Raw genomic sequence first — 21723 nt, 5'->3', positions numbered from 1 at the left:
GGGAAGGGCCTTCAGGTTATTTGGCGGCGCGGGGCAGGTTGGCCCGGATGATGCGCTGGGCCTCGTCGTCGGCCTTGCCCATCAGGCGGTCGTACACGGTGGTCTCGGCGACCGGTTGCTGCGCCGGTGCCTGGGCCAGCACAGGCCCGCGGTCGTCGGTGATGTCGACCGTGACCTCGGTGGACAGGCCCACGCGCAGCGGATGTTTCTCCAGCTCCCGGTCGTCCAGCGCGATGCGCACCGGCACGCGCTGCACCACCTTGATCCAGTTGCCGGTGGCGTTCTGCGCGGGCAGCAGCGAGAAGGTGCTGCCGGTGCCGGCGCCCAGACCCACGACCTTGCCGCGATACTCGACGTCGCCGCCATAGATGTCGGCCTTGACCGTGGCCGGCTGGCCGATGCGGATGTGCTGCAGCTGGCCTTCCTTGAAGTTGGCGTCGATCCACAGGTCGTGCAGCGGCACCACGGTCATCAACTGCTGGCCCGGCTGCACGCTGTTGCCCAGCTGCACGCTGCGCTGCGCGACATAGCCCGACACCGGCGCCAGGATCGCGTTGCGCTGCGCGGCGATCCACGCGGCGCGGAAGTTCGCGCGCGCCTGCAGCACGGCCGGATTCTCGGCGACATCGGTGCCTTCGATCGCCGCATGTGCGGCGGCGGCCTGCGCCTCGGCCGCATTCACCGCGGCGCGCGCCTGCGCCACCCCGTCACGCAGATGCTGCACGATCTCCGGCGATTCGGCATGCGCGGCCAGCAGCGGCAGGTGGCGCTTCAAATCCGCTTCCAGCTTGGCCAGTTCCAGGCGGCTGGAGGCAAGCTGCGCGTCGGCGCCGCTGGCCGAGCTGGTCTGCTGGCGTACGCCGCGCACCGCCTGCGCCAGCGCGCTGCGCGCCTGCGCCAGGCGTACCTGCGCGTCGGTGGGATCGAGCTTGACCAGCACCTGGCCGGCGTCCACGCGCTGGGTGTCGTCGGCCATGATCGCCACCACGGTGCCGGGCACCTGCGCGGAGATCGTCACCTGGTTGCCGCCGACGTAGGCGTTGTCGGTCTTTTCGCGGCGCGAGAAGACGAACATCCACAGCAGGATCCAGACCAGCGCGGCCAGGATGAACACCGCTGCCACGATCAGCAGCGCGCGGCGGCGCTTGGCCGGGTTTTTCGCGGCCAGGCCGCTGTCGTTGTCGGCGGGCTTGTCGGCTTCAGTGGCGCTCATGGTCGGCTCCGGGGGAAGGGGAGGTGGAAGCGGTGTCGGGATGGGGCTCGCTGCGATAGCCGCCGCCGAGCGCCTTGACCAGCGCCAGGTCGGTGGCCAGCGCCTGCGCGTGCAGTTGTACGGCGGCGTCACGCTGCTGCAGCAGGGCGAGCCTGGCGGCCAGGCTCTCGCGGGCGTCGCGCACGCCCTGGTGCAGGCGCGCCTGGGCATGGGCGAGCAGGCGCTCGTCCGCATCCAGCTGGGCTTGCTGTTCCTGGCGCTGCGCGGCGAGCTGCTCGGCGCCCAGCGCCTGGGTGGCCACGTCGCGCGCCGCCTCCAGCACCGTGCTGCGGTATTGCGCTATCGCGCCATCGAGCTGCGCCCGGCTGAGGCCGTAGTTGGCCTCCAGTGCGCCGCCTTCGAAGATCGGCAGATGCAGCGCCGGCGTCACCGCAAAGGTGCGGCTGCCGGCGGTGAACAGCTTGCCCATGTCGATGCTGGAAAGGCCGGCCAGCGCGGTCAGGCTGAGGTCCGGGAAGAACTGCGCGCGCGCCGCGTCGGTCTGCTTCAGCGCTGCCTCGACCTGCCAGCGGCTCGCCGCGATGTCCGGGCGGCGTGCGATCAGGTCCAGGCCCGCATCGGCGGGCAAGCCCGGTGCCACGTCCGGCAGGGAGCGCGCCTGAAGCGGCGGAAGGTCGGCCGGCGCCACGCCCAGCAGCGAGGCGAGCACGGCCTGGCGAACCTTGGCCGAGCCCTCGACCGCTGCACGCATCTGCCTGATCGACGCGCGCTGCGCCTGCGCCTGCTCGACGGTATCGGCCAGGTCCACGCCCTGGCGCACGCGCAACTGCGCGATGTCCAGCAGCTGTTGCTGCGCGGCCAGCGCCTGGTCGGCCAGCGCAAGGCGCGCCTGGTCGGCCTGCCAGCCGAAATAGGTGCTGGCAACCGCGTATTGCAGCGCCAGCGCGGCCGCGCTGCGCTGCGCCTGCGCGGCATGCGCCTGGTCCAGCGCCGCTTCCACGGATGCGCGCTTCTTGCCCCACCAGTCGAAGTCGTACTTCAGCTGCACGCCCAGGTCCGCCTGGCTGTACCAGGTGAAGCCGAGGAACTTGCTCGGGATCAGGCCGTGCTCGCTCATCCGCTGGCGCGAGAACTGCGCGTTGCCGTTGATCGACAGCCCCATCTGGGCAGCGGCCAGGCGCGCGGATTGCTCGGCGCCCTGCACACGGCTCTGCGCGAGCGCCAGGTCGGGCGCCTGGCGCAGTGCGCGATCCATCAGCTCATCGAGCTGCGGGTCGTCGTAGCTGCGCCACCACTGCGCCTCGGGCCAGCCGGCGCGGGTGGTGGTCTCGATGCCGGCGAGCGGCACGTCGTCGCGCAGTTGCGGTGGCGAGAGCTTCGCCGGTGGCGTGGCGCAGGCGGCCAGCGTCAGCGCGATCGCCGCAGCCAGCGCGGTGCGAAGGCGGAGCGGGGCAGGCTTCATGGGGGCATCCTTTACGGCTGCTTCTTCACGGGGGAGGGGGACTCGTCCAGGTGGTCGAGGTTGTCGGCGAGCTTGCGCAGCAGTCGGCTGAAATGGCGCTTGTCGGCATCGCTGAACCCGGCGAACGCCGCGCTCACGCGGGGAAACAACGGCGGCAGCAGCTTCTGCACGAAGCGGCGCCCGGACGGGGTGATGCGGATGACCACGCGGCGGCGGTCCTCCTCGCTGGCACCGCGGGTGATCAGCCCGCGCTTGACCAGCGCGTTGGCGATCCGCGTCATGTTGGTGGCGCCCTGCGAGGTGTATTCGCACAGCTCGCCCGGGGTGGAACTGCCGTCCGGGCGGCTGTACAGGATCATCAGCGTGAGGAAATCGCTGTGGTTGATCTTGTTGGGCCTGAGCGCCTGCTCCACCGCCTCGTCGAAGGTGTGGCCGACCATCAGCAGCAGGCGGGTCAGGCGCGCCTCGGCCGCGGGCATGTCGGGGATGACCTGGCTGACCCGGCCGATGCCCTCGTCCATCATCGCGATGCAGTCGCCCAGGCGTGCCATTTCATCAACTCATATTTCACCAGTGAATTAAATTAGCGGGATCCGGCGCCGCAGGCAAGTGCTTTTGAGCGCCGGGCCACGGGTTCGCCACGACGCGGACCGGTCGAGCTCGGTGGGGCGCAGCGTGGCGTCCGGGCAAGGACGCTGCAGGCTGCCTCAGCGTGACGTCGGCAGGCGGAACAGGCGGCAGGCGTTCGCCGTGGTGGCGGCTGCGACCGCTTCCGGCCGCTCGCCGCGCAGGCCGGCGACCACCTGCAGCGTCTCCAGCATCCGTGCCGGCTCGTTGCGTGCGCCCTGGTGACCCGCGTTGGGCTGATCGGGGGCATCGGTTTCCAGCAGCAGGTGCTCGATCGGCATGGCCGATACCAGTTCGCGCAGCCGCCTCGCCCGCGGGTAGGTCACCGGGCCACCGATGCCCAGGTGGAACCCCATCCCGAAGAGCCGTTCGGCCTGCTCTGGACTGCCTGCGAAGCTGTGGACCACCCCGCGAAGGCCGGGAAAGCGACGCAGGGCGAGCACCACCTCTTCCACTGCGCGGCGCGCGTGGACGATGACCGGAAGATCGAGCTCGCACGCGATGGCCAGTTGCAATTCGAAATAATGCTGCTGCAGGCCGCGGTCGAGTTCCTCCACGTAGAAGTCCAGGCCGATTTCGCCCAGCGCGACCGCGCCTCCGTCGAGCAGGCGTCCGCGCAGGACGTCCAGGTGCGCGGGCTGGTGCCGCCCGAGGAACAACGGATGCAAACCGTAGGCGGGAAAGAGTCCCGGGTGCCGTGCGCACAGCATTGCGATGCGCGGCCAGGACTCTGCGTCGATGCCGGGAACTACCATGCGGCGCACGCCGGCCTCGGCGGCGCGCGCCAGCACCTGCGCGCGGTCGTCGTCGAAGCTCGCATCGTCGATATGGACGTGGCTGTCGATCAGCACGGGTGCCGGATATGCGGGGTCCGTCACGCGTTCGTCACCTGGATTGCGCATAGGCAAGGAATGTCTAGGTCGGATTCAGTATGGCGAAGGTTCAATGGTTTCGCAGGTGAGTGGCGGGCGCATGGCGCGCTCCGCGCGCCGCGATAGAACGAAGGAGATCGAAGTCATGAGCAGGTTGATGGTCAGTGCGCTTCACGTGGGGATCGCGGCTGCACTCGCGATGGGCATTTCGGCTTGCAACCGCGACGCCAGCGCCGACGCCGGCCTGGCCAATGGGGCGTCCAGTGCCGAGGCTGGCGCGCCCGGCGCCAAGTATGCACGTGTGGTGAGCGTCGACCCGGTGCGCAAGACGGTGAACAATCCTCGCCAGACGTGCCACGACGAAGTAGTCACCAACAGCGAGCCGCCCAAGGACCAGCACCAGATCGCCGGCACGGCAATCGGTGCGATCGCCGGCGGCCTGCTGGGCAACCAGGTGGGCGGCGGCAAGGGCAGGACCCTGGCCACGGTGGCAGGTGCCGTGGCCGGCGGCTATGCCGGCAAGAAGATCCAGGAGAACCGCCAGCACGCCAACGTCACCACGTCGACCGAACGCAAGTGCGAGTCGGTCAACGACAGCGGCAGCAAGGTGGTGGGCTACGACGTGCGCTACGAATACAACGGCGTCACCCGCACCGTGCGGATGGATCATGATCCGGGTGACCGGGTCCAGGTGCAGGAGGGCGTGGTCGCCGTTTCCGACGCGCACTGAAGACAGACGCCACCCATGCGGTCCATGGACGGACCGCGCGCGATCATCGGCGAACCCACCAGAGGAGTCGTGCCATGACCGTTCAATCCCGCAATCTCGTGCTGGCTGCCGTGCTGGGCAGCAGCCTCGTGCTGGGCGGCTGCGCCACGGGGCCTTATGGCGATGGTGGCTATCGGAGCCATGATGGCTACCAGAGTTCCGGCTACGGGACCACGCGTTGCCCCAATTGCGGCGTGGTACAGGACGTCCAGCAGGTTTACGTGCAGAACGGAGGGCACGGTACGCTCGGCGCGGTGATCGGCGCAGTGGCGGGCGGCGTGTTGGGCAACCAGATCGGCAAGGGCAACGGCCGCAAGGCGGCGACGGTTGCCGGCGCGGTGGCGGGCGGCGTGGTCGGCAACCAGGTCGGGAAGCGCACCGGCAATGGCGACGTACCGGCCTGGCGGATCACGGTTCGCCTGGACAATGGCCAGTACGCCACGGTGACCCAGAGCGAGGATCCTGGCCTGCGGGTGGGTGATTACGTCCAGGTCCGCGGCGATCACGTCTATGCCATGTGATTTGGACATCCATACGTCCAAACGAAAGGCCCTCTTGCGAGGGCCTTTTTTGTGGGTCCGATTCTAAGCCGTGCGTCAGTTGACCGCGTAGAAGCGGTGTTCGCCGATGGTGGTGCTGGTGTGGTTCAGCGACCAGTCCGGCGCGATGGCCACGGTGGCGAAATGGTCCGCATGCGGCACCAGCAACTGGCGCTGCGCGAGCGGAAGCGCCCAGTTCTCCATCGAGGTGCCGGCGACTTTCCATGCCTTCGCGAAAGCGGCGAAGTTGGTGATGTCGTAGGAACCAGGTGTGGCGGTGATGGCGAACTGGTGTGGTGCGGCGACCACCTTGCAGACCGTATCGCCCCAGCGGCCGCGTTCGCGGCGTCGCAGCGCGACTTCCGCCACGGCGAGCTGGCCGATGGTGGTCTCGCTGCGTGCCTCCAGGTACACGGTCGTCGCCAGGCAGGCCTGATCGGCGATCGGCTGGGGCAGAACGGACGTCAGCCACAACAGCATGGAAAGTTTCATTCTGCCTCCAGCGTGCTGTACGTACGAGACAAAAGTTCCATCTCGTACGCCGTTGCGGTGGACGGGCGGGCAGGCCGTTTTCCACCTGGATGAATCGTCGCGGCCGAAACCAAGTCGCGACGCTTTGCCACGGGATTGTGGCGTTCGACCGGCGGTACGAAACCGGCGTAGTCATTGCGCGCACTGCCACTCGCGACCGCGTGCGGTCTGCTCGAAGGCGGCTGCTGCTTTGATTGTTCCGCGGGGAGCGGTCATTCCATCCGGCGGTGTTCTGCCGGGTCGCGCCGATCCGGACCCCTCCGGTTCGTCGCGTGCAGATGCCCGAAGCTGGTGGGCATCATCGAAAGTGGGCGGGAGCGTAGTGGCGACCATCGCCTCTGGCAAGTGCCGGCACCGGTCGATTCATGTTCGACTCACGTTCATCCATTTCGCATCGCGGACAGGTGAACGTCATGGTGTGGTTACGCCGCGCCGTCGTTTCGCCGGCGCGAATCTGCGGCCGTTTGCGGCGCATCGTCTTCGTGAAGGCGCGAGCCTGACGACATGCGAGAGCGACGTCGAGGGAGCGATGCGCTGCCGTCAATTGCGAGCTGCAGATCGCCGCTATGCGTTGGCTTTTCATTTATGGAGCCGCGTCATGAAAGATGATTCCCAAAGTATGCCGGCAGCCGCTGTGCAGCCGGCTCACGCCATGGCGCAGATTTGCGCGGAAGTAGCCGCGCACGCCGCGCACGGGTCGCTGGCGCACGGCGAACACCACGGCATCACCCTGACCCAGTGGCACGACCTCGGCGCGCGATTGCAGGCGCGGGCGCTGTTCGGTCAACACGAACTCGCCTCCCGTGAAGTCGATGCCGGGCGACGACAACAGCACCGCCAACTGCAGCGGGAACACATGCTCGCCGTAGAGATCCTGGTGCAGGCAGTTGTAGTCGCCGGCCTGGTAGCGCAACAGCAACGGCGTGGGGCGGACCTGGCCTGCGGCGTGGCAACGCGCGAGGAAATCGGCGTGCGTCGGCGGATAGCGCACGTCGATACCCATGGCCTCGTTCCAGCAATTGGCCAGCGGCGCCAATCGGGCATATGCGGCCGTGCGCAGCGCATCCACCAGAGGCGGCAACGGATAGCCGAAGTATTGGTACTCGCCGCGTCCGAACCCGTGGCGGGCCATCACCACCCGGCTGCGGAAGTGCTCCGGATGAAGATAGAACGCGGCCACCGCGCGGCAGGCCTCGGCGCTCAGCAGCGCGGGCAGCAGGGCGTAGCCGGACGCATCCAGCGCAGCATGCGCGGAGTTCCAGTCCACGGCTTGCAGTGCCGCGAGCGGTGTGCCGGCCGAGGCGTCATCTATGAGCGTAGGCATGGTTGCAGGATGCGCCGTTGCGGGGACGCGCGCTCTCCGGTTCTTGCGCTGCCGCTGCGCCTCAGCCTCTCCCTTCGGCTTCGTCGCTGCGGACCTGGGCATGGCTGATCAGCGCAAAGATGCAGCTTCCGCCGACGATGTTGCCGGCCAGCGTCGGCAGCGCGAAATGCGCGACGAAGGCCGCGAAGGGAAGCGCATGCGCGAACACCAGGTAGAGCGTCTCCACCGAGCCGACGATGATGTGCGTGAAGCCGCCCAGCGCGATCAGGTAGGTGGTCAGCACGATCACAGTGATCTTCGAAGCTTCCGCCGCCGGCACCAGCCACACCATGGTGGCGATCAGCCAGCCGGCGACGATGCCCTTGGTGAACATCTGCAGCGGGGAATTGCCCATGACCTGGTTGCCGATGTCCAGCAATGCGGCCTGGGTGGCCTGGTCGAACAGCTGCATGTGCAGGATGCCGTAGGCGAACAGGCCGGTGCCGACCAGGTTGCCCGCGAACACCACCGACCACAGCCGCAACAGCGCGCCGAGCTTGCGCAGGCTCGGCTGGGTCATCAGCGGCAACACCGCGGTCATGGTGTTCTCGGTGAACAACTGCTGGCGGGCGAGGATCACCACCAGGAACCCGAACGGGTAGCCCAGGCTTTCGACCAGGAAGCCCGCGGGTGCGCCATCGAGGTAGCGATGCAGCAGGCCGCGCGCGAGCATCGAAAACCCCATCGACAGCCCGGCCGCCAGCGCCGACCAGCCGAGCGCGGGAATGCTGCGGCCCAGTTCCGCTTCGCCTTCCAGACGAATGGTTTCGTGCAGCACGGCCACCCGTGGCGGGCGCTTCTGCTCGACCTCGCCGCGCTCCTTGCGCGAAAGCGAAAAGCCTCCGCGCGCGCCATCGGCGGCGCTGGGCCCAGTGTCGTCGTCTCGGTCCTCGTGCATTCGTGCTTCTCGATGCGGATCCGGCACGCTAAGCGGCGCCGCGTAATTGCGGCGTAGTCTTCGGAAAGCCGCGTCGACCCATGCCGCCATCGGCGTTCATGCGGATCGGCAGGCACCACCGGATGCGCGTACGGCAAGGGCAGGGTTGCGCCTGGGCCGTACCTGCCCAAGGGTTGGGATGTATCGCACGGGCTGCGGCATGTCATGGTGAATTGACCGCTGCGCGGATGCCTGGGTTAGGCTAGCGCAGGGGAATCCAGGGGAGTGCGCGTCATGCGCTGGCGATTCGTCATGGCATGGCTGCTGGCCGGCAGCACGGGCCCGCTATGGGCGGGCCAACTGGTGGTGCGGGTCAACGATTCGGGCGGGCATGCGGTGGGTGACGCGGTGGTGAGCCTGACGCCTGCGATGCCGCAGGCCGGGCCGTCGTCCCGGCCTGCGACGCGCTACGTCGACCAGCGCGACGAGACGTTCATTCCCTACGTGCAGGTCGTCCACCCGGGCGACCGAGTGGTGTTTCGCAACAGCGACGGCACCCGCCACCATGTCTATTCGTTCTCCGCAGCCAAGGCGTTCGAGTTCCTGCTGCGGCCGGGCGAGAGCTCGCCGCCGTTGACCCTGGACAAGACCGGCCTGGTCGCGCTGGGCTGCAACATCCACGACCACATGATCGCCTACCTGGTGATCACCTCCGGGCAGGCGCTGGTGACGCCTTCGCAGGGACAGGTGGTGTTCGAGCACCTGCCGCCCGGACGCTACACGGTGCAGGTGTGGCATCCGCAGCTGCGGCCGGGCCAGGCGCAGCCCCATGAAGTGGCAACGCTGGCGGAGGGCATGGACGCGCACGTGGACTTCACCCTGTCGCTGATTCCCGATCCGCGCAAGTTGGCCGATCGCGAACACCTGGACTACTAGATCCATGCGCGTCGGCTTCCGCCTCCGCCTTGCGCTGTTCTTCGTCGCGACGCTCGTGGCGGTGCAGCTGCTCACCGCCGCGCTGGTCTACGGGGTGACGCGCCGCGCGCTGGTCAGCGAGGGCGAGCGCCGGTTGGCGACCAACGCGCAGGCCTTCGTGGCGCAGATGGACGACCTTTCATCGCGCGTGGCCGGCAACGTCGAGGTGCTGTCGCTCGACTATGCACTGCGTTCGGCGATCGCCGAACGCGACCATGGCACGGTGTTATCCGTGCTGCGCAACCACGGGCGACGGGTGGGCGCTTCGCGCATGCAACTGGTCGGCCTCGACGGCGTGGTGGAGGTGGACACCGCGGACGTCCGCGCCAGCGGCCAACGCTTCGCCTTCCCCGACCTGGCCGGGCATGCGTTCGATCGGCGCACCGCGGCGGTGGTGACGCTGCAGGCGAGGGCATACTGGGTAGTGGTCGTGCCGATCTACGCACCGCAGCCGGTCGGCCTGGTGGTGGTCTACGTGCCGCTGGACGATGCGCTGCTCGACCATCTGGGCAAGCTTTCCGCGTTGCCGGGCGACATCGAACTGGCAGTACGGCCGGCCGGTTCGCCATGGCGCACGGTCGCCCAGAGCTCCACGCATGCGGGGCTGGTCGCCAGCCTGGCCGGGCAGGGCCTGCCGGCCAGGCCGGCCGTGCGCATGATCCGCGGACACGAATATCTGGTGCTTGCGCAGCCGCTGAGCCAGCCGCACAGTGCGGCGCCCGTCGTGGCCGTGCTCGGCTATTCGCTGGAAGACGCGCTGCGGCCGTTCCGGTCGGTGGCGATCGCCTGGGGCCTGCTGCTCGCGCTGGGCCTCGTCGTGGGCCTGATCGGCGCGTGGCTGGCCGCGCGCAGCGTGTCGCGCCCGGTCGAATCGCTCGCTGGCGCGGCGCGGCGCATCGAGGCGGGCGACTACCACACGCCGCCCAGCCTGGACCGGCGCGACGAGCTCGGCCAGCTCGCGGCCGCCTTCGGCACCATGGCCGAAGCGGTGCGCCAGCGCGAGGAACGCATCCGCCAGCAGGCACTGCACGATCACGTTACCGGGCTGCCCAACCGCGTAGCCATCGAAACCACGATCGACCGCGCCCGCGAGGCCGGCGCCGCGCATGGGGCCCTGTTGATGGTCGGCCTCACGCGAGTGCCCGACATCATCAAGACGATGGGACACGGGCTGTACGACCGGCTGATGCGCGAAGTCGGCGCGCGGCTGGGCCGGGTCGCCGCACGGGCCTGCCTGGCGCGCGCCACCGATACGCAGTTCGTCGCCTGGCTGGCCGGCGCCGACCGCGCCGAGGCGATGGCGTCGGCGCTGCGCATCCTCGACGCGCTGGGCGCGCCCTACGTCGAGGCGGACGTCAGCATCGATACCCTGCCCGCGATCGGCATCGCCATGTATCCGGAGGACGGCGCGCTGGCCTCAGTGCTGTTGCGGCATGCCGAGGTGGCCCAGTTTACGGCCAGCGGCGCCAGCCGGCCGCTGGCCTTCTACGAGGTAGCGACCGATCCGCACCGCGCCGAACGCCTGTCGCTGATGGGCGAGCTGCGCGAGGCGCTCGACCACGACCAGCTGGTGCTGCACTACCAGCCCAAGCTGGCGCTCGCCACCGGACGCGTGGACGGCGTCGAGGCGCTGGTGCGCTGGCACCATCCGCGCCGCGGCTCGGTGCCTCCGCAGGACTTCATCGGCATGGCCGAGGACACCGGCAACATCCAGCGGCTCACACGCTGGGCGCTCGCAGCGGGCATCTCGCAGGCGAGCCGTTGGCACGCGAGCGGGCAGGCGTTGAAAGTGGCGGTCAACCTGTCGGCCCGGGACCTTGGGGAGGTGGAGTTGCCGCTGCGCATCGGGCGCCTGCTTGCGATCCACGGCCTGCCGCCCGGGCAGCTCACGGTGGAAATCACCGAGCGCGCCGTGATCGGCGAGCCGGAGAAGGCCCTGCGCGTGCTCAAGGGGCTGGCCGACCTCGGCGTAGGCATCGCCGTGGACGACTTCGGCGTCGGTCAGTCGGCATTCGCCTATCTGCGTCATCTGCCGGTGAGCGAGCTGAAGATCGACCAGACCTTCGTCAGGTACCTGGCACGCGACACCAGCGATCAGACCATCGTGCGCTCCATCGTCGAGCTGGGCCACCGGCTGGGCTACCAGGTCACGGCCGAGGGCGTGGAGGATGCCGGTGCGCTGGAGCAACTGGCCGCGATCGGCTGCGACCATGCCCAGGGCTTCTTCATCGCCCGCCCGCTGCCGGCCACGGAACTGGCCGGGTTTGCATGGGCCGGTGTCGCATGAACCACCGCATGCGCCTGTGCCGCCTGGTACTGGCCTGCATGGTGGCGCTGCCGCTGTCGGGCCGGGCGCAGGATGCCAGCCTGCACGGCTACCTCGACGCCCGGCTGGTGACGGCGCCGAACGAACGAAGCTGGATCGACGGCGGCCTCGGCAAGAGCCGCTACGGCGATACAGGTGCCAGCCTGCGTTTTGGCGGCGCCGCCCTGGTGGGTACCGCGCAGCTGACGCCGTCGGTGCTCGCATTCGCGGGTGTGCAATTGCAGGGCGGCCACCGTGCAGGCATCGATGTGCTGGAAGCCTGGCTGCGCTGGCGCCCGGTGTCGACCACACGCTGGCGCGGATCGGTGCAGGCGGGCGCGTTCTTTCCGCCGGTCTCGCTGGAGAACGACGCCATTGGCTGGACCAGTCCGTGGACGCTCACGCCCTCGGCGATCAACAGCTGGATCGGCGAGGAGCTGCGCGCCGTGGGTGCCGAGGCACGCATCGAACGACGTGGCGAAACGGCCACCTGGGAACTGCGCGGCGCGCTGTTCCAGCGCAACGATCCGGCAGGCAACCTGCTGGCGGTCCGCGGCTGGTCGCTCAGCGACCGCACCTTTGGCCTGGGCAGCCGCCTGCGCGAGCCCGACGCCTACGTGCGCGACGAGGGCGGGGAGCCGCCGCAGCTCTATGACCCGTTCCGCCGCATCGGCCGGCACTGGGGCAACTATGTCCAGCTCGCCTGGCGCGCGCGCGGCTGGGGGCGGGTGAGCCTGATGCACTACGACAACCACGCCGATCCCGCCGCATGGGTGCCCCATGCCGGCGGCGATCGCCTGTATGCATGGCACACGCGCTTCTGGAGCCTGGGCGCCAGCGCCGATACCGGCCCGATCGGCTGGATCGTGCAGATGATGGATGGCCACACCGTCGTCGAGCCGGCCCCGGCCCTGGCGTTCACTACCCGCTACCGCGCGGCCTTCGTGCTGGCCGGATGGAACCGCGGCGCCTGGCGCCCGGCACTTCGCCTGGACCACTTCAGCACACGCGATTCATCCGAGGTACCCGGCGTGTATGCGGGCGAACACGGCAACGCGGTCACCGCTGCCCTCAACTGGCGCCCGCGCGAATGGCTGCGGCTCACCCTCGAGGCCCTGCGCATCGACAGCATCCGCGCCGTCCGTGCCGACTACGGACTGTCGCCCCGCAGCCGTACCACCCAGGTGCAGTTGAGCGCCCGGGTGTTCTACTGACGGCGGGTACTGCCGCATTCCCAAGCGCCATCCACGTATCCGGCCGCGGCGGCGCTTTGCTATCCTTCGCTGTTCATCGCCAGCGCCCGCCCGGGCGCCACCACCACGGCCATACGTTCCATGATCGAGACCAATCCGATCCTTGCGCAGATCGCGGACCTCACGGACCGCGTCGAGTCGCTTAGGGGGTATCTTTGACTACGCCACCAAGCGCGAGCGCCTGGAGGAAGTAAGCCGCGAGCTGGAAAGCCCCAACGTCTGGGACGACCCGCCGCGCGCGCAGGAACTGGGCCGCGAACGCGCCCGCCTGGACACCATCGTCAGCGGCATCGACCAGCTCACCGCCGGGCTTGTCGACGCGCGTGAGCTGCTGGACATGGCCATCGCCGATGGCGACGAGGACACCGCCGGCGCAGTTGTCGATGACCTGGCCAAGCTCGAAGCGCGCGTGGCCAAGCTCGAGTTCCAGCGCATGTTCTCCGGCAAGATGGACTCGGCCAACGCCTTCGTCGACATCCAGGCCGGCGCCGGCGGCACCGAGGCGCAGGACTGGGCCGAGATGCTGCTGCGCATGTACCTGCGCTGGGCCGAATCGCGCGACTGGAAGGTCGAGTTGATGGAAGTCTCCGGCGGCGAAGTGGCGGGCATCAAGTCGGCCACCTTCCGCGTCGAGGGCGACTACGCCTACGGCTGGCTGAAGACCGAGATTGGCGTACACCGCCTGGTGCGCAAGAGTCCGTTCGATTCGGACAACCGCCGCCACACCAGTTTCACCTCGGTGTTCGTCTCGCCCGAGGTCGATGACGACATCGACATCGAGATCAACCCGGCGGACCTCAAGACCGACGTCTACCGCTCCTCCGGCGCCGGCGGCCAGCACGTCAACAAGACCGAATCGGCCGTGCGCATCACGCACGTGCCCAGCGGCGTGGTGGTGGCCTGCCAGACCGAGCGCAGCCAGCACGCCAACCGCGATCGCGCCATGAAGATGCTGGCCGCCAAGCTGTACGAGCTGGAGCTGCAGAAGCGCAACGCCGAGAAGGACGCGCTGGAGGCGACCAAGTCCGACATCGGCTGGGGCAGCCAGATCCGCAACTACGTGCTCGACCAGAGCCGCATCAAGGACCTGCGCACGGGTGTCGAACGCAGCGACACGCAGAAGGTGCTGGACGGCGACCTGGACGAGTTCATCGAGGCGAGCCTCAAATCCGGACTGGATGCCGGCGCCAAGCGCATCGATGCCTGATTCCAATCACTGACGAGGTGGTACGCATGAACGGCAAGAAGATCGCTACCTTCCTGTTTGCCTGCGGCGCGCTGGTCGCCTTCGGTGCGGCCGCGCAGCCGCAGCAGGGCAGCAGCGCGGGCCAATCCATCAAGCAGGACGCCAAGGCCGTCGGCCATGGCGTGGCCAATGGCGCCCGCGACGTCGGCCATGCGACCAAGCACGTGGCCAAGAAGATCGGCCACGGCGCGAAGGAAGCGGGCACCGGCATCGGCCACGGCGCGAAGAAGGCCGGCATTGCCGTCGGCCACGGCGCCCGCGAGGGCTGGGACGCCACCAAGCACGCGGTCAAGCACGTGTTCGGCAAGGACGACTGAGCGCGTCCTGCCCTCATATCCAACAAGACACCACGAGACATTCACCGACCGGCCGCGCCGGCGGCCACGGAACCCTCCATGAGCGAAACCACCGATAGCCTGCCCGTCGACGAGAACAAGCTGATCGCCGAACGCCGCGAGAAACTCAAGGCGCTGCGCGGGCAGGGCATCGCGTTCCCGAACGATTTCAAGGTGGACGCCTTCGCCGGTGACCTGCAGGCCGAATTCGCCGACAGGGACGCGCACACGGCCGAAGTGATCGAGGCCGCCGCCCGCCAAGTGAAGGTCGCCGGCCGCATCGTGCTCAAGCGCGTGCAGGGCAAGGTGAGCTTCGTGCAGATGCAGGACTTCACCGGCCGCATCCAGCTGTTCATCCACCAGGGCACGGTGGGTGAGGCGACCTACGAGGCCTTCAAGGGCTGGGACGCCGGCGACATCGTCGGTGCCGAGGGCCAGCTGATGCGCACCAAGACCGGCGAGCTGTCAGTGAAGGTGGCCAGCCTGCGCCTGCTGACCAAGAGCCTGCGCCCGCTGCCGGACAAGTTCCACGGCCTGGCCGACGTCGAGCAGCGCTATCGCCAGCGTTACGTGGACCTGATCGTGACGGAGGAAGCGCGCCGCACCTTCGCGCTGCGCTCGCGCATCATCGGCTTCATGCGCAAGTGGCTGGAGGCCGAGCCGCGCCGCTTCATGGAAGTGGAAACGCCGATGATGCACATCATCCCTGGCGGCGCCACGGCCAAGCCCTTCGTCACCCACCACAACGCGCTTGGCCTGGACCTGTACCTGCGCGTGGCGCCGGAGCTCTACCTCAAGCGCCTGGTGGTCGGCGGCTTCGACCGCGTCTACGAGATCAACCGCAACTTCCGCAACGAGGGCGTGTCGACCCGGCACAACCCCGAATTCACGATGCTGGAGCTCTACCAGGCCTACGCCACCTACCACGAGATCATGGACCTCACCGAGGCGGTGATCCGCGAGGCGGCGCGGAACGTGCTGGGTACCACGGAGCTCACCTGGGAGGGCGCGCAGATCGATGTGGGGCCGGCCTTCCGCCGCTGGCGCATGGAAGACGCCGTGCTCGAGCACAATCCGGAAATCGGCCGCGAGCAGCTGCGCGACCGCGAGGCGATGGCTACGCACGCCCGTCGCCTGGGCATCCAGGTCAAGCCCGGCTATGGCTGGGGCAAGCTCTTGCTGGAGATCTTCGAGAAGACCGTCGAGCACACGCTGACCCAGCCGACCTTCATCACCGACCATCCGGTGGAAGTCTCGCCGCTGGCGCGCGAGAGCGACACCGACCCGGGCATCACCGACCGTTTTGAGCTGTTCGTCGGCGGCAAGGAAATCGCCAACGGCTTCTCCGAGCTCAACGACCCGGAAGACCAGGCGGCACGCTTCAGGGCGCAGGTCGAGGCCAAGGAATCGGGCGACGACGAGGCCATGCACTTCGACGCCGACTACATCCGTGCACTGGAAGTGGGCCTGCCGCCCACCGGCGGCCTCGGCATCGGCATCGACCGGCTGGTAATGTTGATGACCGACTCGGCCTCGATCCGCGACGTGCTGCTGTTCCCCTACATGCGCCCGGAAGCCTGAGGCTTTCCGTCTCGTCCGGCGGATCGAAGCGGCCCGTGCGAAGCACCCACCCTACGGTCAGCCCCGGTTCGACAACCGCGACGCCAGGGCTTCAGGGCGATGCGGCGCAAGGTCACACCAGGCCGAAGTCATTGAGGTGCGCACCGGGAAACACGCGCTGCACCTGCCCGTCGGACAGCCCCCAGAGGCGGCCGAACACGCCGCCGAGCAGGTCGCGGTAGTTGTTGAGCACGGGGTAGTCGCGGTTCTGCAGCAGGTTCGCAGCGGTCACTGCAACCTGCTCGCCGGCAATGCGGCCGCCCGCGACGCGGCCACCCATCAGCCAGTAGACCGTGCCGTGGCCGTGGTCGGTGCCCTTGTCGCCGTTCTCGCGGAAGGTGCGGCCGAATTCGGAAACGACCGCCACCAGGGTGTTGTTCCATTCCGGCCCCAGCGCATCGGCGAAGGCGGCCAGCCCGGCGGACAGGTTCTTGAGGTTGGTCGCCAGCCGGCCTTCGGCGGCGCCCTGGTTGACGTGGGTGTCCCAGCCGCCGACGTCGACGAAGCCGATCCGGTAGCGGTCGAGCATCAGCGTGGCCATGCGCCGGCTTTGCGCCACGAAGCTGCCGGCGCCCGGCGCGCCGCGGCTGGCGGCCGCCATCTCCTGCTGCCGGTCCTGCGCGACCTCCTGCTGCAGCGTCACGCCCTCGTGGGCAGCGGGCGCGAGGGCGGTATCGTCGTACATGCCGGCGAAGATGGCTCCCTGGCGTGCGTCGAAGCGCGCCCGTCCGGAGCCGCCCAGCACGATGTTCGGAACCGGGCCGCCACCCTGGAAACTCAAAGGCAACCCGCGGGTGAATGCAATCGCAGGGGCCTGGGTGAGCAGGCCGGACAGCCGCGCGAGGAAGCCGGAACGGTCGTGCCCGTGCATGCCGCCCGCCTGGCCCGATTCGATGTCGTCCTGGGTCTCGAAATGGCTGCGCGAGAGGTCGGCGGTGCCTGCGAAGGGGACGAAAGCCAGCTGCTTCTTCTGCCAGTAGGGAAGCAGCGCATCGCGTACTGCGGGTCCGAGCGCCCAGCCGGCATCCAGGGCGACGGACGCATCCTGGCGCGAGCCGTCGGGCCGCGCGATCGCCAGGTTGGGGAGCGACTCGTCTTAGAACTCGCTGGCATAGGGCACCTGCAGGTGGTTGCAGTCGTAGCCGCCGCGCAGGAACACCAGCAGGAAGCGTGGCGTGTCCGGCGGCGCGGCGAACAGGCGCCCGGAAAAGCCGAGCGCGGGTGCAGCGAGGGCGGCGGCGCTTACGCGCAGGAACTGGCGGCGGTCCATGGGATGTCCTCGCATCAGCGGTAATTGAATTCGGGAGAGGCGAGCAGGAAGGCGTTCCACTCCTGCCGCGAACCGGCCTGGGCAAGCGCCGCACGCGTGCGCGCGGACAAGCGCGGCGCCAGCACCGCCTGGTAGAGCGGACCGTCGAGTGCGGGCGCGCCGTCCGCCCACAGTCCCCGGCCGCTGCCGATGGCGCGCGCGACGGCGAAGCGTTCGGTCATCTGGCCGGCGCTGGACCAGCCGGCGCCGTCGAGCGGCCAGCCGTCGGGTGTGGGTCGCCCGAACAGCGGTTCGCCCAGTTGGTCAAGCCAGCGGGCGATGGGCCTGGCATCGTCCACGGGGCGGCCGTCGGCCACGAAGCGCACCGCGGACACGACGAACTGCGTCGGATCCTTGAACTTGCCGCCACGGCTGTCGAGAAGCTCCGGCGAGGTGAACATCGTGCGCAGCACCCGAGCAATGTCACCGTCGCTGCTCTCGAAGGTTTGCGCCATGCGCTCGATGAGCGCCGGCGGCGGCGTATCGGACACGAAGTATTCGGCAAGCTGGCGCGAGACGAACCGCGCGCAGGCCGGCTGCCGCACGATCAGATCGACCGCCTGGCGCACCTCGTCGAAACCGCCGCCGCGGATGCGCTGGCCGAGCAGTTGCTTGTCGCTGTCGTCGTGCCGGCGCGGGATGAAGGCTGCCAGCCCGTCGCCGAGCGGCAGGGGCCCGCGGCGCCGGTGTGCGCGCGGGCCGTCCTGCATCGGCGCCAGGCCGACGCCGGTGAGGATGCGCGCCAGTTGCTGCACGTCCTGCTGGGTATAGCCGGCATCCACGCCCAGCGTGTGCAGCTCCATCAGCTCGCGCGCGTAGTTCTCGTTGAGCTTGTCGCTGGCGTTCTGGGCGTTGTCCAGGAACACGAGCATGGCCGGGCTTTCCAGCGTGGCCATCACCAGGTCGCGGAACTTGCCCAGGGCATGCGGGCGGATGCTGCGCTCGGCATAGTCGGCTACCAGCCAGTTCACCTCGCCCTTGCGGGCAAACACGCTGAAATGGTTGAGCCAGAACCAGACCATCTGCTCCTTGAGCTGGTTGGGGCCGTACACGGCGCGCAGCAGCACCTCCTCGCGCGCCTGTTCGGCCAGTGCGTTGCCCTGCTGGCGCATGGCCTTGCGGGCCTCTCGCTTGTCCGCCTCCGGCAGCGTGCGCAGCCGGAGGCGCGCATCGCCCAGTGTGGCAGCCAGCTTGTCGGGAGTGAGGCGGCTGATGTCCATGCCGTCGATCTGACCTTGCACCTGCGGGGGCAGGGTGTCGCCTAGGCGGTCGTCGAGTTGGGCGTCGAGCAGGCCCTCGCGGCCCAGGCGCCGGTACTGGGCCAGTGCGGCGCTGTCCACGCCGAAGCCGTCGCGCTGCAGCCAGGCGATGGCGTCGGTCGGCAGCGGCGCATCCGCGGCCCGCAGCGGCGGGATAGCCAGAGCCATTGCGGCGGCGAGCCACACGATGCTGCGACGGGGGCGACCACGACGGGCGATCAGGCGCATGGCTGGATCTCGAAGGCGGACTGGCCCGGATTAACGCAGCCGATGGCCATCCGGATGACACGCAAGCCCGCAAGGCACCTGCCTGTCCGTTACCATGGCGGTTTTCCGTCGAGGGTTTTCACGCCATGTGGTTCTGCATTACCGCCCAGGATCGTCCCGACTCGCTGGAGCAGCGCCTGGCTGCGCGCGGCGCGCATCTGGATCGACTGAACGCCTTGCAGGACGCCGGTCGTCTGTTGCTGGCCGGCCCGTTCCCGGCGATCGAATCGGAAAACCCGGGCCCGGCGGGCTTCACCGGCAGCCTGATCGTCGCCGAGTTCCCCTCGCAGGCCGACGCGCAGCGCTGGGCGGACGCCGACCCCTACGTGGCGGCCGGCGTCTATGCGGACGTCAGTATCAAGCCGTTCCGCAAGACCTTGCCGTGAGCGAGGCGATGGTCGAGCAGATCCGCCGGCGCCTGACCGACGCGCTGGCGCCGGTCGAGCTGGATGTGCTCGACGAGGGCCACAAGCATGCCGGCCATGCGAATGAAGGCAAGGGCCACTTCCACGTGCGCATCGTCAGCCCGGCTTTCGCCGGGGTGCTGCCGATCAGGCGGCATCGCATGGTGTACGCGGCGCTGGAGGGGTTGATGGACCATGGCATCCACGCGCTTTCGATCGATGCCAAGGCTTCTTGACTTTTATTTACAATAGTTTGCGTAATTTTTCTCAAGCTTCTTGTCACGCTCCATTCGCATTGCGACCACGCCCGGCGTTTGGCACAGTGACTAATCGCCCGATCCACTGCGGGCCCGCCGATTCTGTTGAGCCTGCATGCGCCTGACCACGATCAAACTCGCCGGATTCAAGTCCTTCGTCGACCCGACCACGCTGCACCTGCCGACCAACATGACCGGCGTGGTCGGCCCCAACGGCTGCGGCAAGTCCAACATCATCGACGCCATCCGCTGGGTGATGGGCGAGAGTGCGGCCAGCCGCCTGCGCGGCGACTCGCTGACCGACGTGATCTTCTCCGGCTCCAATGCGCGCAAGCCGGTGGGGCAGGCCACCGTCGAACTGATCTTCGACAATGCCGACGGCACCATCCAGGGCGAGTATGCGCAGTACGCGGAGATCTCGGTCAAGCGCCAGGTCACCCGCGACGGGCAGTCGTCCTATTTCCTCAACGGCGCGCGCTGCCGCCGGCGCGACATCACTGACCTGTTTCTAGGCACCGGCCTGGGGCCGCGCAGCTACTCGATCATCGAGCAGGGCATGATCAGCCAGATCATCGAGGCGCACCCGGAAGAACTGCGCACGCACCTGGAGGAGGCCGCCGGCATCTCCAAGTACAAGGAGCGCCGCAAGGAAACCGAGAGCCGCATCAAGGCCACCCGCGAGAACCTCGACCGCGTCAAGGACGTGCGCGACGAGGTCGACAAGCAGCTCGAGCACCTCAACCGCCAGGCCCGCGCCGCCGAGCGCTGGAAGGCGCTCAAGGAAGAGCAGACCCGCAAGGAAGCCGAGCTGCGCGCACTGGAATACCGCGCGCTCAAGGGCCAGCACGAAGGCGAGGGCCAGGGCCTGTCCGCCGCCGAGATCGAGATCGAGAAGCAACTGGCCGGCCAGCGCCAGATCGAGGCGCAGCTCGAGTCCGTGCGCGAGCGCCACACCGGCGCCACCGAGCACCTCAACGAGGTGCAGGCCGAGGTCTACAAGGTCGGCGCCGAGATCGCCCGCGTCGAGCAGCAGGTGCGCTTCAACCGCGAGACGGCCGACCGCCTGCAGCGCGCCCAGGCCGACGCCGAGCGCGAGCACGGCGAGCTGTCCGCGCACATCGGCAACGATCGCGAGCAGATCGACACATTACGCATGGCGCTGGCCGAGGGCGAACCCAGGCTCGAAGCCCTGCAGCAGATGCAGGACGACACCGCCGAGGCCGCGCGCAGCACCGAATCCAGGCTGGCCGACTGGCAGCAGCGCTGGGACGTCCATACCCGCACCGCCGGCGAATCCAGCCGCGCCGCGGAAGTGGAGCGCACCAAGCTCAACTACCTCGACCGCCAGGCGATCGACCTGTCCAAGCGCCGCGAAGCGCTGGAGACCGAGCAAAAGGCCACCGACGTCGCTGCGCTGGACGCCGCGGCCGAGCAACTGCACGTCGAGCACGACACCCAGCGCGAACGGGTCGAGTCGCTCGGCGGCCTGCTGGATCAGCACAAGCTCGCCCACGAGAAGGTGCTCGACGAGGAGCGCCAGGTGCAGTCCTCGCTCAACGAAGCACGCCAGCAGTTGCAGAGCGCGCGTGGCCGGCTGTCCTCGCTCGAAGCCCTGCAGCACGCCGCGCTGGGCCAGGAGGAAAGCGCCGCCAGCGGCTGGCTGGCCAGCCTGGGCCTGGACAAGGCCCGCCGCCTGGGCGAATCGCTGCAGGTCGACGCCGGTTGGGAATCGGCCGTGGAAACCGTGCTGGCCGGCCTGCTCGATGGCGTGCTGGTCGACAACCCGCTGGGCCTTGCCGGCGACTTCGGCACGCTGGGCGAAGCCGACCTCGCGCTGCTGGCCGCGTCCGAAGGCGGGCAGGGGGCCGAGGGCACCCTCGCCGCCAAGGTGCGCGGGCCCGCCGCGGCCCTGCAGCTGCTTGCGCACGTCCGCACCGCCGAGACGCTGGACGAGGCACGCAACCGCGTCGGCGCGCTCGCCGAAGGCCAGTCCATCATCACCCGCGGCGGCGAATGGCTGGCCCCGCAGTGGGCGCGCATCCGCCGCGCCCAGGGCAACCAGGTCGGCGTGCTGGCGCGCGAGCGCGACATCCGCCTGCTGACCGAACAGATCGAAACGCTGGAAGCCCAGCTTGAGGAATCGGCGGCCCGCCTGGACGAACTGCGCACCGCCAAATTCGAGGCCGAGCGCGCCCGCGACGACGCACAACGCGAGCTCTACCACGCGCACCGCCGCCAGT

At 68.9% G+C, this 21723-nt stretch carries 19 protein-coding genes and 1 pseudogene; 11 read left to right on the top strand and 9 right to left on the bottom strand.

The genetic code is table 11. From position 1 onward, the window contains the following. Window positions 1-16: 16 nt before the first annotated feature. From HOQ08_RS11285 to HOQ08_RS11270, 4 genes are all read right to left on the bottom strand, one after another. Window positions 17-1213, bottom strand: coding sequence for an HlyD family efflux transporter periplasmic adaptor subunit (locus tag HOQ08_RS11285; RefSeq protein WP_291194660.1), 1197 nt, complete (start codon window positions 1211-1213; stop codon window positions 17-19). Further along, window positions 1200-2675: an efflux transporter outer membrane subunit gene (locus HOQ08_RS11280; RefSeq protein ID WP_291194658.1), complete on the bottom strand. Its 1476-nt coding sequence runs from the start codon at window positions 2673-2675 to the stop codon at window positions 1200-1202. The genes HOQ08_RS11285 and HOQ08_RS11280 overlap by 14 nt, the downstream gene beginning before the upstream one ends. 11 nt (window positions 2676-2686) lie before the next feature. After that, window positions 2687-3226, bottom strand: coding sequence for a MarR family transcriptional regulator (locus HOQ08_RS11275; protein WP_291194655.1), 540 nt, complete (start codon window positions 3224-3226; stop codon window positions 2687-2689). A gap of 156 nt (window positions 3227-3382) precedes the next feature. Then, a complete protein-coding gene (locus HOQ08_RS11270; RefSeq protein ID WP_291194653.1) occupies window positions 3383-4180 on the bottom strand; it encodes a TatD family hydrolase in 798 nt (265 codons plus the stop codon). Window positions 4181-4319: 139 nt separating this feature from the next. Here HOQ08_RS11270 and HOQ08_RS11265 point away from each other — a divergent pair, with 139 nt between their 5' ends. Beyond that, window positions 4320-4904, top strand: a complete 585-nt coding sequence (locus HOQ08_RS11265) for a glycine zipper 2TM domain-containing protein (protein WP_291194650.1) — start codon at window positions 4320-4322, stop codon at window positions 4902-4904. A 74-nt stretch (window positions 4905-4978) separates the two neighbouring features. Beyond that, window positions 4979-5464, top strand: coding sequence for a glycine zipper 2TM domain-containing protein (locus HOQ08_RS11260; RefSeq protein ID WP_291194647.1), 486 nt, complete (start codon window positions 4979-4981; stop codon window positions 5462-5464). Window positions 5465-5539: 75 nt separating this feature from the next. On the opposite strand, the gene HOQ08_RS11255 is transcribed toward HOQ08_RS11260, so the two are convergent. The 3 genes from HOQ08_RS11255 to HOQ08_RS11245 form a co-directional block, all read right to left on the bottom strand. Continuing rightward, a complete protein-coding gene (locus HOQ08_RS11255) occupies window positions 5540-5974 on the bottom strand; it encodes a cell wall hydrolase (protein WP_291194644.1) in 435 nt (144 codons plus the stop codon). Between the two features lie 622 nt (window positions 5975-6596). Continuing rightward, window positions 6597-7439 carry a 2OG-Fe(II) oxygenase gene (locus tag HOQ08_RS11250; protein WP_291194641.1) on the bottom strand — a complete coding sequence of 281 codons (843 nt, stop codon included), beginning with the start codon at window positions 7437-7439 and terminating at the stop codon, window positions 6597-6599. Next, window positions 7399-8274: a formate/nitrite transporter family protein gene (locus HOQ08_RS11245; protein WP_291194638.1), complete on the bottom strand. Its 876-nt coding sequence runs from the start codon at window positions 8272-8274 to the stop codon at window positions 7399-7401. The genes HOQ08_RS11250 and HOQ08_RS11245 overlap by 41 nt, the downstream gene beginning before the upstream one ends. A gap of 273 nt (window positions 8275-8547) precedes the next feature. On the opposite strand from HOQ08_RS11245, the gene HOQ08_RS11240 reads away from it, so the two are divergent. The 6 genes from HOQ08_RS11240 to lysS all read left to right on the top strand — a co-directional run bounded on the left by HOQ08_RS11240 (window position 8548) and on the right by lysS (window position 15948). Beyond that, entirely contained in the window at window positions 8548-9189 is a 642-nt protein-coding gene (locus HOQ08_RS11240) for a carboxypeptidase regulatory-like domain-containing protein (RefSeq protein WP_291194634.1), read from the top strand. 4 nt (window positions 9190-9193) lie between these two features. Then, window positions 9194-11515, top strand: coding sequence for an EAL domain-containing protein (locus tag HOQ08_RS11235; RefSeq protein ID WP_291194631.1), 2322 nt, complete (start codon window positions 9194-9196; stop codon window positions 11513-11515). Next, window positions 11512-12747, top strand: coding sequence for a hypothetical protein (locus HOQ08_RS11230; RefSeq protein ID WP_291194628.1), 1236 nt, complete (start codon window positions 11512-11514; stop codon window positions 12745-12747). Before HOQ08_RS11235 ends, HOQ08_RS11230 begins: the two co-directional genes overlap by 4 nt. Window positions 12748-12867: 120 nt before the next feature. Then, window positions 12868-13993, top strand: a protein-coding gene (gene prfB, locus HOQ08_RS11225) for a peptide chain release factor 2 (RefSeq protein WP_291194625.1) whose coding sequence is annotated in 2 segments (ribosomal slippage) — window positions 12868-12942 and window positions 12944-13993 — 1125 coding nt in all. Because the reading frame shifts where the segments join, the coding sequence is not laid out codon by codon here. 26 nt (window positions 13994-14019) lie between these two features. Then, on the top strand, window positions 14020-14349 hold the full coding sequence (locus HOQ08_RS11220) for a hypothetical protein (RefSeq protein ID WP_291194624.1): 330 nt from the start codon (window positions 14020-14022) through the stop codon (window positions 14347-14349). Window positions 14350-14427: 78 nt separating this feature from the next. Further along, on the top strand, window positions 14428-15948 hold the full coding sequence (lysS, locus tag HOQ08_RS11215) for a lysine--tRNA ligase (protein ID WP_291194621.1): 1521 nt from the start codon (window positions 14428-14430) through the stop codon (window positions 15946-15948). Between the two features lie 112 nt (window positions 15949-16060). Here the strand turns inward: lysS and HOQ08_RS11210 are convergent. Then, window positions 16061-17257: pseudogene (locus HOQ08_RS11210) on the bottom strand (DUF1501 domain-containing protein). A gap of 14 nt (window positions 17258-17271) precedes the next feature. Beyond that, window positions 17272-18783 (bottom strand): DUF1800 domain-containing protein, encoded by a 1512-nt coding sequence (locus tag HOQ08_RS11205; protein WP_291194618.1) that lies wholly within the window; start codon window positions 18781-18783, stop codon window positions 17272-17274. Window positions 18784-18908: 125 nt separating this feature from the next. On the opposite strand from HOQ08_RS11205, the gene HOQ08_RS11200 reads away from it, so the two are divergent. The 3 genes from HOQ08_RS11200 to smc form a co-directional block, all read left to right on the top strand. Next, window positions 18909-19208 (top strand): YciI family protein, encoded by a 300-nt coding sequence (locus tag HOQ08_RS11200; protein WP_291194615.1) that lies wholly within the window; start codon window positions 18909-18911, stop codon window positions 19206-19208. 8 nt (window positions 19209-19216) lie between these two features. Next, window positions 19217-19462, top strand: a complete 246-nt coding sequence (locus HOQ08_RS11195; protein ID WP_291194700.1) for a BolA family protein — start codon at window positions 19217-19219, stop codon at window positions 19460-19462. Between the two features lie 136 nt (window positions 19463-19598). Then, on the top strand, window positions 19599-21723 hold a 2125-nt coding region (smc, locus tag HOQ08_RS11190; RefSeq protein WP_291194612.1), incomplete at its 3' end, for a chromosome segregation protein SMC.

The organism is Frateuria sp. (assembly GCF_013362045.1).
Lineage (GTDB): Bacteria > Pseudomonadota > Gammaproteobacteria > Xanthomonadales > Rhodanobacteraceae > Frateuria_A.
The sequence above is the reverse complement of the archived record's forward strand: the minus strand, read 5'-3'. Positions and strand labels throughout refer to the sequence as shown.